The organism is Streptomyces taklimakanensis (genome assembly GCF_009709575.1).
Lineage (GTDB): Bacteria > Actinomycetota > Actinomycetes > Streptomycetales > Streptomycetaceae > Streptomyces > Streptomyces taklimakanensis.
Window position 1 is genome coordinate 2,940,017 of the sequence record NZ_WIXO01000001.1, and the last position, 12,115, is coordinate 2,952,131.

The following is a 12,115-nucleotide window of genomic DNA, read 5'->3' on the forward strand; positions in this document are numbered from 1 at the left end:
CGATCCTCGCACAGCCCGACACGCCCCGTCGGCGACGCCGCTTCCACGCCCTTGCTCCCTCCGGTTCCGCTATAGCCCGGATGCCCGTTGGGGCATGCCTCGCCGCTGTTGTGAAGGCATGATCTTCGGCATGGGTGGAAGGCGGAAGACACACGCCACCGATGAAGAGGAGATCCCGTGACCCGCATGGACAGCGTGCGCAGCGCGACCGACAATGCGAGGGACACCGTGCGGCACGCCGCGGAAGCGGTGGCGCCGAAAGTGGCCCTCGCGGCCGGACAGGCCAAGTCCACCGTGTACGGACAGTACGCCGCTCATGTCGGGCCCCGGCTGGCACAGGCCCGCGAGACCCTGCCTCCGGCCGTCGACCTGGCCGCCGCCCGCGCGGCCCAGCGCACCCGTGAGGCCGCCCGGATGGCCGGCGAGTACACCGCGCCCCGCGTCGAGGCCGCCCGTGCCGCCGCCGGACCGGTCCGGGAGGCGGCCATGGCGCGTTCCACCGCCGCCGTCGCCGCGCTGCGCGGCGAGCTGACCGCCGCGGACATCCGCAGGCTCGCTCGGCGCAAGGCCCGCCGGGCCCGCACGGGCCGGGCGTTCCGGAAGCTGGCGGTGGTCGGTGTGGTCGCCGGTGGCGCGGCGGCCGTCTGGAAGTGGTGGGAGAGGCAGTCCAGCCCCGACTGGCTGGTCGAGCCCCCGGCCGCCACCGAGGTCGGCGGCGGCGAGGCCCTCATGGAGGGCGGAGGCGACGAGGGCGGAGGCGCCCTGGAGCCGGAGGCCGAGGCCGGTGCCACCCGGAAGGCCGGTGCCGGAGCGACCGACTCCGACGCGGTCTCCGACGCCGAGGCCGCCGAGGCCGCCACCGCTCCGGCCGACGAGGAGCGCTGACGGCCGCCCCCTCCCGCGCCCGACGGGACGGCGGGGGAGGACGGAACCACCGCGGCAACGCCACAGGCCCGGTGCAAAGGACGTGGAGTCCTCGGCACCGGGCCTGCGCGCGGTGTGGAGCTTAGGGGAGTCGAACCCCTGACATCTGCCATGCAAAGACAGCGCTCTACCAACTGAGCTAAAGCCCCATCGGTACCAGAGTACCCAATCACCGAGGTTGCTTCCGACCGGGTATCGCTACGCGTCCGCCCGCTCCGTAGGATGCTCCGCGAGTTCGCTTGAGCGAAGCGGACACGGGGACACAGGGGAGATTGCGATGGACGCAGCGCAGCAGGAGGCCACCGCGAAGGCACGGGAACTGCAGAGCCAGTGGTACGGGGAACCCCTGGGCACCCTCTTCCGGAGGCTCATCGACGACCTCGGCCTCAACCAGGCCAGGCTCGCGACCGTCCTGGGGCTCTCCGCGCCCATGCTCTCCCAGTTGATGAGCGGTCAGCGGGCGAAGATAGGCAATCCCGCCGTCGTGCAACGGGTCCAGGCGCTCCAGGAGTTGGCCGGCGAGGTGAGCAAGGGCGTGGTCACCGCCGCCGAGGCCACCCAGCGCATGGACGAGATCCGCCGTACCGCGGGAGGCAACGTGCTGAGCACCTCCTCCTCCCAGCTCACCCCCTCCGGCGGGCAGGCCACGGCCGTCAAGCGCGTGGTGCGCGAGATCCAGGCGCTGTTGCGCTCGGTGTCCGACGCGGCCGACATCATCGACGCCGCGGGCATCCTCGCCCCCAGCCACCCCGAACTGGCAGAGTTCCTCCGGGTGTACGGCGCGGGAAAGACGGCGGACGCGGTCCGGCACTACGAGGCGCACCAGGCCTGAGCACCGGCCGGGCGGCGCGGCGGCACGGAGCCGTCCGGGCCTTTCCGGACCCGTCTCGCCGGCCCCGGGGCCGGCGAGACGTGACGGGCACGCGGACACAGGGACAGGGACGGGCGCGGCACGATGGGTGAGATCTTCGCTGGTCGGTACGAGCTGGTCGATCCGATCGGACGCGGTGGGGTGGGCGCCGTCTGGCGCACCTGGGACCATCGGCGCAGGCGCTACGTGGCCGCCAAGGTCCTCCAACAGAGCGACGCGCACACCCTGCTGCGGTTCGTCCGCGAGCAGGCGCTGCGCATCGACCACCCCCACGTGCTGGCCCCCATGAGCTGGGCCGCCGACGACGACAAGGTCCTGTTCACCATGGACCTCGTCCGCGGCGGCTCGCTCGCCCACCTCATCGGCGACTACGGTCCGCTGCCCCCGGCGTACGTGTGCGTCCTGCTCGACCAGTTGCTGTCGGGACTGGCGGCGGTGCACGCCGAGGACGTGGTGCACCGTGACATCAAGCCCGCCAACGTGCTGTTGGACGCCACCGGGACCGGCCGCCCCCACCTGCGGCTGTCCGACTTCGGCATCGCGATGCGCAAGGGCGAACCCCGACTGACCGAGGCCGACTACGTGGTCGGTACGCCCGGCTACTTCGCGCCCGAGCAACTCCTGGGCGCCGAACCGGACTTCCCCGCCGACCTCTACGCGGTCGGGCTGGTCGCGGTGTACCTGCTCACCGGCCGGAAGCCGGACTCCCAGGCTCTGGTGGAGGCGTACACCCGCGGGACACCGCCGGCGCCCCGGGACGTCCCCGAGCCGCTGTGGCAGGTGTTGGGCACCCTGCTGCACCCCGACCCGGACCACCGTTTCCGTACGGCGACGGGCGTGCGGAAGGCGCTGGCGTCCGCCGTGGAACTGCTGCCGGAGGACACCGCGGCGGAACAGGAGGCCGTGGAGGTCTTCGACCAGGTGGGGCCACTGCCGCCGGGATTCGGGCCGGACGGGCCGGACGGGCCGGGACGTCCCCGGAGGACGACGGACAGCGCCGCGTCCCGGACCCCGGAAGGGGCTGGATCCACCGGACGCTCGTCCGCCGTCCCCCCGTCTCCCCCACCCCCCGCGCCCGCGCACACGCCCCCTTCGCCGTCCGACACCGGAAGCTTCCCCCTTCCCCCACCCGTTCGCGAGGTCTCCCGACCCCCGAGGCGGCCTCCGGCTCCACCGGTGCCCCCCTCCGGCCCCGAACGGCCGTGGTCACAGCCGCAGCCACAGCCGCAGTCGTACGCGGAACCACACCGGGGGACGTACGGGTCACCGCCCCCCACCGGCACGCCACCGACCCGCCCCCACACCACCGACCGGCGCCCCGCTCCCGGATACGCGCCGGCCCCCCACGCCCCCACACCGGCGCCCGCCGCTCCCCCGGCTCCGGCGCCCCCACCACCGGGGCGGGGGACGCCCGGACGCGTCTCGCACCGCGCGAGGCCCTCCCGGAAACCGGGCCCGCCCCCCGCCGTGGCGCTCCCCGTCCTGCTGCTCGCCCTGCTCTGTCTCGCCGTGGGCGTGTGGGCCCTCAGCCGGTCCTGACCCCGCCCGCGGCCCCAGCGCCGACCGCGCACCGACCGCGCCGCCACGCTCAACGGGCTTGCGCGGCACCCCTCCTGGCCAGGAAGGTCCACAGGCCGAGCCCGGCCAACAGCGCCGTCCCCGTCCCGATGCCGACCCAGCCGACCATCCGCAGGGCGCCACCGCCCTCCTCGGCCTCCCCGTCCCGCGGCGCCGCCGCCGAGTCCCGGCCCGAGGCGGCGGCCTCGCGGTCCTCCTCGGTCACTCCGAAGCCCGCCCGGACGGCGTCCCCGTCGTACTCGGGGCCGGGCTGCGGCTCGCCCTCGACGGTGGTGCGCAGCACCAGCGGCACCGTGTCGTCGACGCCTCCGGCCAGATCCTCGTGGGCGTGCACCGCGATGTAGTACCACCCGGCGAAGCGCGTGTCGCCGAGTTCCGTGCCGAGCGCGTACCGGTTGGCATAGGCCACGCGTTCGCTCTCCACGGAGAGCCTGGCGGGCCTGCCGGCCTGGTAGCCCTGGGACCTGGTGCCGATCCGGCCGCGTGCGGTGTTGTAGAAGTCCACGCGGAGGCCGTTGCCGACGTAGGGGGCGTCGCCGGCGCCGGCCGCGCCGAACTCCACCTCGGTGAAGAGCCGTTGGCCCCAGTCGAGCGGCACCTTGTAGAAGCGGGTCTCGCCGGGCCGCAGTGCGTCGCTCCAGTTGCCCTCGCCCATCTCGGCGGCGTCGTTGAATCCGGTGCCGCCCCGCAGCGCCCTGGTCCTCCCGGACGGCGGCCCCGGCGGTACGTGCGTCTCCGCGGGCGGCGGAGAGGTGTCCACGGGCGTCCGCAGGCCCGGTTCCCGCATGAAGCGGATCTCCAGGGGCCAGCGGGCGGTACCGGAGGAGCCGGAGGCCCGCGCGCCTCGGCGTTCCACGGCGAAGACGTACTCGCCGGCCTCCTGGCAGTAGCCGTCCTTCCTGATCATCCGCCAGGCGTGGTCGGCGATCGGTCGGGCGGACTCCCCGCTGCCGAAGTCCACCGAGGACTCGCCGCAGTTGTCACCGTCCGCGGAGCGCAGTTCGACCTCGATGCCCTCGGTACCGCCGACCGCGCTCCCCGGTTCGGGCAGCGCGACGACGGATATCCAGACGTCGGAGGTGTCGTCCAAGGCCACCCTGTAGTGCTTCCGCTCGCCCGGCCCGATGTCGTCGGTGTAGAAGCCGGGTTCGACGACCGGACCGGCGCCGTCCGGGGCCCCGCTGACGTGCCGGGCCCCGGCGGCCGTGCGGTAGGCGGGCAGGTCCTCCGGAGCGGATCCGGATGCCGCGGCCCGGGCCGGGCCCGGTACCGCGGCGACCGAGACGAGGGCGCACAGCGCCACCGCGGCGGCCAGTCCGCTCCTCCTCGTACGCGCCGCGCCTCCCGTGTGCGCCACACGTCCCGCGCGCCCCTCCACCCCAGGCCCCCTCGTCGACTCGACCGCGCCCTCGTTCCGTTCTCCCCGCGGGCCTCCCGGCCCCGTGGACCATCCTGCACCGTCGGCACCGGAGCTGTCGCGGGTGCGCGTCGCCGCTCCCGGCCGCCCCGTCACCCCGCCGGGACGGCTCCGGAGCCGCCGGAGCCCACGACACACGACGAGGCCCCGGCCGACACGGCCGGGGCCTCGTTCGGAAGACCGGATGCTCTCAGACGCCCGAACCTGCGGGCACGGAGTCGGTCGCCTCCGTCCACAGATCCTGCTCGGCGCGGTCCGCCTGGATCTGGCGGTACACGAGGAGCCCGCCCACGGCGGCCAGTGCGATCAGGAGAAGCTTCTTCACCGCGCTACCTCGTCCTTCATAGACGTTGGGACCTACTCGCGCCCGATGATACCCAAGCGTACAGCGCCCCAGAGCGACCGACTCGGGCCGGGCGACCCGGCCGACGCCCCGCGGAATCGGGGACGCGGGGCCCGCGGACGCCCCGTGGCCGGCCGCATCCCTCCGTGTGACGTACGGCACTCGCCGTCCCGGACGGGACACGGGCGGGAGCGGGGAGGGGCACGGATACGCCGGAAGCCCGGAACCTCTCGGAGGTTCCGGGCTTCCGGTCTTCGCTGTGGGGCTAACAGGACTTGAACCTGTGGCCTCTTCCTTATCAGGGAAGCGCTCTAACCGTCTGAGCTATAGCCCCGCGCTGCACCGAAAGATTAGCGCACTTCAGCCGCGTCCCAAAATCGTGTGGTCCGCGGCCGGGGCGGGTGCGGCGCCATCGACCCGGAAACGGGTCACTCGTCCTCCGCGAGCGTCACCTCGACGCCGCCCACGAAACCGGCCGACAGGTTGTAGATGAACGCCCCCAGCGTGGCCAGCGCCGTGACCAGCACCACGTCGATCACCGCGACGACGGAGGTGAACGTCAGCACCCTGGACAGGGAGAGGAAGTTCTGCAGGTCGAAGCCGCCGCCGTCGTCCGTGGCGGTCGCCTCGCTGACCATTCCGCCGACGGCCGAGAACACGCCCATGGCGTCCATCACCATCCACAGCACGGCCACCGCGATGATCGTGCAGATGCCCAGCGCTATCGACAGCAGGAAGCCGACCTTCATCACCGACCACGGGTCGACCTTCGCCACCCGCAGCCGCGCCTTGCGCGTCCGGGGAACGGTGCGGGCGCCGGTGCGGGACCGCCGCATGATGTCCTGCTGAAGATCGCCCTGGCCGCCGTGTGCGTCGTGGACGTTCTGGTAGTCATGGCCGGCCGGCTGGACGCCGCCTCCCTGGCCCCGGTTCCGGGCCTGGGATTGGGCGCCCCGCGGCTGTGCGGCGTTGCCCGGCGGGGCCGGGTACGCCTGCGGCGGATGGTGCGGCTGCGGCGCGCTCGCGTGCGGCTGGGCCTGCGGCTGCGGTTGCGGGTGGGCACTGGTCACGTTTGTTCCCCCACGGTGGGATTCGCCCTCGTAGCGAGCGTCGTCAGCGGCAGACCCACGGGCGCGGACGGCGCTTCGCCGTCGCCTCTGTCCGCGCCCGTGGGTCCACTCACGATCTGCCTACTCCTGGTTGTCGTCCGGCACGGCCGGTGCGGCCGTCTCCGGGGAGGACGTCTCCGCGGCCTCCGCGGTGCCGTCCTCGGCCTCGACTTCCTCGGCCTCACGGCCGGCCTCGGCGTTGCGCGCGATGCCGACCACGGCGTCGCGCTTGCCGAGGTTGATCAGTTGGACGCCCATCGTGTCACGGCCCGTCTCCCTGACCTCGTCGACCCGGGTCCTGATCACACCGCCGCCGAGGGTGATGGCGAGGATCTCGTCCGTCTCCTCGACCACCAGGGCACCCACCAGCGAGCCGCGATCCTCGACGATCTTGGCCGCCTTGATGCCGAGACCGCCACGGCCCTGGACCCGGTACTCGTCCACGGCCGTGCGCTTCGCGTACCCGCCGTCGGTGGCGGTGAAAACGAAAGTACCGGCTCGCACGACGTTCATCGAGAGCAGTTCGTCGCCCTCGCGGAAACTCATGCCCTTCACGCCCGAGGTGGCGCGCCCCATCGGACGCAGTGCCTCGTCGGTGGCGGTGAACCGGATCGACTGTGCCTTCTTGCTGATCAGCAGCAGATCGTCGGCGGACGAGACCAACTCGGCGCCGATCAGCTCGTCCTCGGTGCCGTCCTCCATCTCGCGGAGGTTGATGGCGATGACGCCCCCGGAGCGCGGGGAGTCGTAGTCCTTCAACGGAGTCTTCTTCACCAGCCCGGACTTGGTGGCCAGCACCAGGTAGGGCGCGGCCTCGTAGTCCCGGATCGCCAGGATCCGGGCGATCGTCTCGTCCGGCTGGAAGGCCAGCAGGTTGGCGACGTGCTGGCCGCGCGCGTCGCGCCCGGCGTCCGGCAGTTCGTACGCCTTCGCCCGGTAGACCCGGCCCTTGTTGGTGAAGAACAGCAGCCAGTTGTGGGTCGTGGTGACGAAGAAGTGGTCGACGATGTCGTCCTCGCGCAGTTTGGTGCCGCGCACGCCCTTGCCACCGCGCTTCTGCGAGCGGTAGTCGTCGGTCTTCGTCCGCTTGACGTAACCGCCGCGCGTGATGGTGACGACGATGTCCTCCTCGGCGATCAGGTCCTCGATGGACATGTCGCCCTCGAAGGGCACCAGCTTGCTGCGCCGGTCGTCGCCGTACTTCTCGACGATCGCGGCCAGCTCCTCGCCGATGATCCGCCGCTGCCGCTCGGGGGAGGCCAGGATGGCGTTGTACTCGTCGATCTTCGCCTGGAGTTCGTCGTGCTCGGCGGTGATCTTCTGCCGTTCCAGGGCCGCCAGGCGCCGCAGCTGCATCTCCAGGATGGCGTTCGCCTGGATCTCGTCGATGGAGAGCAGGCCCATCAGGCCCTCACGCGCCACCTCGACGGTGTTGCTGCGCCGGATCAGGGCGATGACCTCGTCGATCGCGTCCAACGCCTTGAGCAGGCCGCGCAGGATGTGGGCGCGCTCCTCGGCCTTGCGCAGCCGGTAGCGGGTGCGTCGGACGATGACGTCGACCTGGTGCGAGACCCAGTTGCGGATGAAGGCGTCCAGCGACAGGGTGCGCGGCACCCCGTCGACCAGGGCCAGCATGTTGGCGCCGAAGTTGGTCTGCAGGTCGGTGTGCTTGTAGAGGTTGTTCAGCACGACCTTGGCGACCGCGTCCCGCTTGAGGACGATCACCAGGCGCTGGCCGGTGCGGGAGGACGTCTCGTCGCGGACGTCCGCGATGCCGGCGATCCTCCCGTCCTTGACCAGCTCGGCGATCTTCAGCGCCAGGTTGTCCGGGTTGACCTGGTAGGGCAGCTCGGTGACGACCAGGCACTGGCGGCCCTGGATCTCCTCGACCTCGACCACCGCGCGCATCGTGATCGAGCCGCGGCCGGTGCGGTAGGCCTCCTCGATGCCCTTGCGGCCCACCACCAGCGCGCCGGTGGGGAAGTCGGGGCCCTTGATGCGCTCCAGCAGCGCCTCCAGCAACTCCTCGCCGGAGGCCTCGGGGTGCTCCAGGTACCACTGGGCACCGGCGGCCACCTCGCGCAGGTTGTGCGGCGGGATGTTGGTGGCCATGCCGACCGCGATGCCCGCCGACCCGTTGACCAGCAGGTTGGGGATGCGCGACGGCAGGACCGTGGGCTCCTGGTTGCGGCCGTCGTAGTTGTCCTGGAAGTCGACGGTCTCCTCGTCGATGTCCCGGAGCATCTCCGTGGCCAGCGGCGCCATCTTGCACTCGGTGTAGCGCATGGCCGCCGCCGGGTCGTTGCCCGGCGAGCCGAAGTTGCCGTTGGAGTCCACCAGCGGCATCCGCATCGACCACGTCTGGGCGAGGCGCACCAGGGCGTCGTAGATGGAGGTGTCGCCGTGCGGGTGGTAGGTGCCCATCACGTCACCGACGACGCGGGCGCACTTGTAGAAGCCCTTCTCGGGCCGGTATCCGCCGTCGTACATCGCGTACAGCACGCGGCGGTGCACCGGCTTGAGGCCGTCGCGGACGTCGGGCAGCGCGCGCGAGACGATGACGCTCATCGCGTAGTCGAGGTACGAGCGCTGCATCTCGGTCTCGAGGCTGACCGGCTCCACGCGGAACCCGGCGTTCTCGTCGACCACGGGCGTACCCGCGGGGACGGGGGCGTCCCCTTCGGGGGAAGTCTGGGAAGTCTCGTCGGCCATGGCTGGCTATCGGTCCTTTTCGTTCTGCGGCGTACGGCCGACTCAGATGTCGAGGAAGCGGACGTCCTTGGCGTTGCGCTGGATGAACGAGCGCCTGGCTTCCACGTCCTCGCCCATCAGGATCGAGAACAGGTCGTCGGCGGCGGCCGCGTCGTCCAGCGTCACCTGGCGCAGCACCCGGTGGGCCGGGTCCATGGTGGTGATGCGCAGTTCCTCGGCGTTCATCTCGCCCAGACCCTTGAAGCGCTGCACCGAGTCGTCCCTGATGCGCTTGCCCCGCTCGCGGCCGAGCCGGATCAGGCTGTCGCGCTCGCGGTCCGAGTAGGCGTACTCGAACTCGTCGCGCGACCACTTGATCTTGTACAGCGGCGGCTGCGAGAGGAAGACGTGGCCGGCCTCGACCAGCGGGCGCATGAAACGGAACAGCAGCGTCAGCAGCAGGGTGTTGATGTGCTGACCGTCGACGTCGGCGTCCGCCATCAAGATGATCTTGTGGTAGCGGAGCTTGTCGATGTCGAAGTCCTCGTGGATCCCGGTACCGAAGGCCGAGATCAGCGCCTGGACCTCCTGGTTCTGCAGAACCTTGTCGATCCGCGCCTTCTCCACGTTCAGGATCTTGCCGCGGATCGGGAGGATGGCCTGGTACTGCGGATTGCGGCCGGACTTGGCCGAGCCGCCCGCGGAGTCGCCCTCGACGATGAAGATCTCGCACTTGGCCGGGTCGTTGGACTGGCAGTCGCTCAGCTTGCCCGGCAGCGACGCCGTCTCCAGCAGGCCCTTGCGCCGCGTCAGGTCACGCGCCTTGCGGGCCGCCACACGGGCGGTGGCCGCCTGGATGCCCTTGCGGACGATGTCGGCGGCCTCGTTCGGATTGCGGTCCAGCCAGTCGCCGAAGCGCTCGTGGACGATCTTCTGGACGAAGGTCTTGGCCTCGGTGTTGCCCAGCTTCGTCTTCGTCTGGCCCTCGAACTGCGGCTCGCCCAGCTTCACCGAGATGATCGCCGTCAGGCCCTCGCGGATGTCCTCGCCGGTGAGGTTGTCGTCCTTCTCCCGCAGCAGCTTCCTGTCGCGGGCGTAACGATTGACCAGACCCGTCAGTGCCGCCCGGAAGCCCTCCTCGTGGGTGCCGCCCTCGTGGGTGTGGATGGTGTTGGCGAAGCTGTAGACACCCTCGGTGTACTGGGTGTTCCACTGCATCGCGATCTCCACCGAGAGCATCCGCTCCTTGTCCTCGGCCTCGATGTCGATCACCGAGGGGTGGACGGGCTCCCCCTTGCGGGAGTTGAGGTGGCGGACGAAGTCGGAGATGCCGCCCTCGTAGTGGTAGCGGACGGAGCGCGGCTTGTCGTCCTCGGAGGTGTCCGTGGTGTCCGCGCCGGCCGTCTGCTTGGCGGCCTCCCGCTCGTCGGTCAGCGAGATCGTCAGGCCGCGGTTGAGGAACGCCATCTCCTGGAAGCGCCGCGAGAGCGTCTCGAAGGAGTAGTCGGTCGTCTCGAAGATGTCGCCGTCGGCCCAGAAGGTGACCGACGTGCCGGTCTCCTCGGTGGCCTCGTGCCGCTGGAGGGGGGCGGTCGGCACGCCCATCTTGTACTCCTGCGTCCAGCGGTAGCCGTCGGTCTTCACCTCGACCGCCACCTTGGTGGACAGCGCGTTGACCACCGAGACGCCCACGCCGTGCAGACCGCCGGAGACCGCGTAGCCGCCGCCACCGAACTTGCCGCCCGCGTGCAGCACCGTCAGCACGACCTCGACGGCCGGCTTGCCCTCCGAGGGGACGATGCCCACCGGGATGCCCCGGCCGTTGTCCACGACCCGGACGCCGCCGTCGGCGAGCAGGGTCACCTCGATGGTGTCCGCGTGCCCCGCCATCGCCTCGTCGACCGAGTTGTCGACCACCTCTTGCACCAGGTGATGCAGACCACGCTCACCGGTGGAGCCGATGTACATCCCGGGCCGCTTGCGGACCGCGTCCAGGCCCTCCAGGACCGTGATCGCACTGGCGTCGTACGACGACTCACCGCCTCCGGCGCCGGGGGCGGGCGGGGTCGCGGGCGGTACGGGGGTCTCCCCACCGGAAGCGGGGTAGGTTTCGTTGGAGTTGCCGGAATCGGCCACGAAGCGCCCTTTCTGGCACAGCACAAGCCTTCCCCTGCGACCGGAGTCGAGACCCCTCGGGGCCCTCTCCGCACGAGCAGGAGCGGCTGCGTCGTTCGACATGTTCCGCAGCGAGGCGGATGTTTCTCCAGTCTACCGGTACCACTGACAACGATGGGGGTTTGCCGGTACCTGAGCCCGCATGTGCCGCCCTGAACCGGGCTCTTCCGAATCCCCATATGCGGACCGGCCCCTCAGGACGTTCACAGCGGCACTCAGCGCTTCACGTCGTCAGCGCTCCATCACTGTCGGCGCAGCCTCGGAGCCAGTCGTTCCGCAGCCGGCTCCGACCCCTCGCCCCGGGGTGGGAGCAGAGCGCGGGAAAGAGGGAGAAGAGGTGAAGAAAGAGGGGGCAAAAAGGGCGATGAGGGGCGGACCGGAAGGGTTCCGAGCGGCCCGGGCGGTCGCCGAACCGACCGACCACCGAGCGGAACCCGTCAGCCGTAGGTGTCCCCCGGCCCCCGACTGCCCGGCGCACGCAGCGGACCGTGCCGGGTGTCCGGCGCCTCCGGCCCCCGCACCCTGATCAGCTTCACCGACCCCTGTCCCAGATCGGCGTTGAGCCGCGCCACGAGCTGCGGAGCCAACAACCGCACCTGCGTGGCCCACGCCGTCGAGTCGCAGCGCACCGACAACACCCGCGCCTGCTCGTCGTACGACTGCGGCACGCAGTGCCGGGCCAGCTCCGGCCCCACCAGCTCCGGCCAGCGGCCCATCACACCGCCGACCGCCATCGGCATCTCCCAGCCGCGCTCGGTCTTCAACCGCTCGATCGCCGCACCCAGCGGCAGCGGATCGCGGCCGTCCCGCCGCGCGCCCGACCGCAGCCCGCCGCCGGTGCGGGCCTGCCGCTTCTGCCGTGCCGCCGCGCCGCGCGCCCTCGCCTGTTCCCGGGCCGCCCGCAGCGCCACCCTCGCCAGGTCCACGCCCGAGGGCTCGACCACCGGAGCCGGGGAGAACCCCTCCCCGCCGCCCACCGGGCCTCCACCACCCGTTCCGCCCACGGC

The 12,115-nt window shown here is 71.6% G+C and carries 9 protein-coding genes and 2 tRNA genes; 3 read left to right on the top strand and 8 right to left on the bottom strand.

The window, feature by feature from the left end; translation table 11 throughout:
• Nucleotides 1-177 precede the first annotated feature (177 nt).
• Nucleotides 178-885: a DUF5324 family protein gene (locus tag F0L17_RS12825; protein ID WP_162466131.1), complete on the top strand. Its 708-nt coding sequence runs from the start codon at nt 178-180 to the stop codon at nt 883-885.
• A 115-nt stretch (nt 886-1,000) separates the two neighbouring features.
• Here F0L17_RS12825 and F0L17_RS12830 read toward each other — a convergent pair.
• Nucleotides 1,001-1,073 (bottom strand) — tRNA-Ala (locus F0L17_RS12830).
• Nucleotides 1,074-1,201: 128 nt separating this feature from the next.
• On the opposite strand from F0L17_RS12830, the gene F0L17_RS12835 reads away from it, so the two are divergent.
• Together F0L17_RS12835 and F0L17_RS12840 are read left to right on the top strand one after the other, a co-directional pair.
• A complete protein-coding gene (locus tag F0L17_RS12835) occupies nt 1,202-1,756 on the top strand; it encodes a helix-turn-helix domain-containing protein (protein ID WP_155071184.1) in 555 nt (184 codons plus the stop codon).
• A gap of 123 nt (nt 1,757-1,879) precedes the next feature.
• The gene (locus F0L17_RS12840) at nt 1,880-3,334 is read left to right on the top strand and encodes a serine/threonine-protein kinase (RefSeq protein ID WP_155071185.1); all 1,455 of its coding nucleotides are present in this window, start codon (nt 1,880-1,882) and stop codon (nt 3,332-3,334) included.
• 49 nt (nt 3,335-3,383) lie between these two features.
• On the opposite strand, the gene F0L17_RS12845 is transcribed toward F0L17_RS12840, so the two are convergent.
• The 7 genes from F0L17_RS12845 to F0L17_RS12875 all read right to left on the bottom strand — a co-directional run bounded on the left by F0L17_RS12845 (nt 3,384) and on the right by F0L17_RS12875 (nt 12,085).
• Nucleotides 3,384-4,730: a hypothetical protein gene (locus F0L17_RS12845; protein WP_155071186.1), complete on the bottom strand. Its 1,347-nt coding sequence runs from the start codon at nt 4,728-4,730 to the stop codon at nt 3,384-3,386.
• Between the two features lie 250 nt (nt 4,731-4,980).
• On the bottom strand, nt 4,981-5,115 hold the full coding sequence (locus F0L17_RS27540) for a DLW-39 family protein (protein WP_217655894.1): 135 nt from the start codon (nt 5,113-5,115) through the stop codon (nt 4,981-4,983).
• 278 nt (nt 5,116-5,393) lie between these two features.
• Nucleotides 5,394-5,467 (bottom strand) — tRNA-Ile (locus tag F0L17_RS12855).
• 94 nt (nt 5,468-5,561) lie between these two features.
• The gene (locus F0L17_RS28315; RefSeq protein WP_162466132.1) at nt 5,562-6,203 is read right to left on the bottom strand and encodes a DUF3566 domain-containing protein; all 642 of its coding nucleotides are present in this window, start codon (nt 6,201-6,203) and stop codon (nt 5,562-5,564) included.
• A 120-nt stretch (nt 6,204-6,323) separates the two neighbouring features.
• Complete coding sequence (gene gyrA / locus F0L17_RS12865; RefSeq protein ID WP_155071187.1) at nt 6,324-8,954, bottom strand: DNA gyrase subunit A; 2,631 nt, start codon at nt 8,952-8,954, stop codon at nt 6,324-6,326.
• 42 nt (nt 8,955-8,996) lie between these two features.
• On the bottom strand, nt 8,997-11,093 hold the full coding sequence (gene gyrB, locus F0L17_RS12870; RefSeq protein ID WP_162466133.1) for a DNA topoisomerase (ATP-hydrolyzing) subunit B: 2,097 nt from the start codon (nt 11,091-11,093) through the stop codon (nt 8,997-8,999).
• 452 nt (nt 11,094-11,545) lie between these two features.
• On the bottom strand, nt 11,546-12,085 hold the full coding sequence (locus tag F0L17_RS12875) for a DciA family protein (RefSeq protein ID WP_338018256.1): 540 nt from the start codon (nt 12,083-12,085) through the stop codon (nt 11,546-11,548).
• Between the last annotated feature and the right edge of the window lie 30 nt (nt 12,086-12,115).